Origin of the sequence: Priestia sp. AB, assembly GCF_028369225.1 — a bacterium.
Lineage (GTDB): Bacteria > Bacillota > Bacilli > Bacillales > Bacillaceae_H > Priestia > Priestia megaterium.
Window position 1 is genome coordinate 1 of sequence record NZ_JAQMYN010000070.1, and the last position, 410, is coordinate 410.

At 54.4% G+C, this 410-nt stretch carries 5 tRNA genes; all 5 read right to left on the reverse strand.

The window, feature by feature from the left end:
• The 5 genes from POF52_RS31055 to POF52_RS31075 all read right to left on the reverse strand — a co-directional run bounded on the left by POF52_RS31055 (nt 1) and on the right by POF52_RS31075 (nt 409).
• Nucleotides 1–73, reverse strand: a tRNA-Lys gene (locus POF52_RS31055).
• A 4-nt stretch (nt 74–77) separates the two neighbouring features.
• A tRNA-Gln gene (locus tag POF52_RS31060) sits at nt 78–152 on the reverse strand.
• Between the two features lie 9 nt (nt 153–161).
• Nucleotides 162–245: transfer RNA gene (locus POF52_RS31065), tRNA-Tyr, on the reverse strand.
• Nucleotides 246–253: 8 nt separating this feature from the next.
• A tRNA-Thr gene (locus POF52_RS31070) sits at nt 254–329 on the reverse strand.
• 4 nt (nt 330–333) lie between these two features.
• Nucleotides 334–409 (reverse strand) — tRNA-Val (locus POF52_RS31075).
• Between the last annotated feature and the right edge of the window lies 1 nt (nt 410).

Here is a 410-nt window from a genome sequence, read left to right on the forward strand (position 1 = left end):
TGAGCCATGAAGGACTCGAACCTTCGACCCTCTGATTAAAAGTCAGATGCTCTACCAACTGAGCTAATGGCTCTCTATGGCTGGGCTAGCTGGATTCGAACCAACGCATGACGGAATCAAAATCCGTTGCCTTACCGCTTGGCGATAGCCCAATAAAGAGATGGTGGAGGGGGGCAGATTCGAACTGCCGAACCCGAAGGAGCGGATTTACAGTCCGCCGCGTTTAGCCACTTCGCTACCCCTCCGATATAAATGGTGCCGGCAAGAGGACTTGAACCCCCAACCTACTGATTACAAGTCAGTTGCTCTACCAGTTGAGCTACACCGGCACGGTGGTGGAGGATGACGGGATCGAACCGCCGACCCCCTGCTTGTAAGGCAGGTGCTCTCCCAGCTGAGCTAATCCTCCA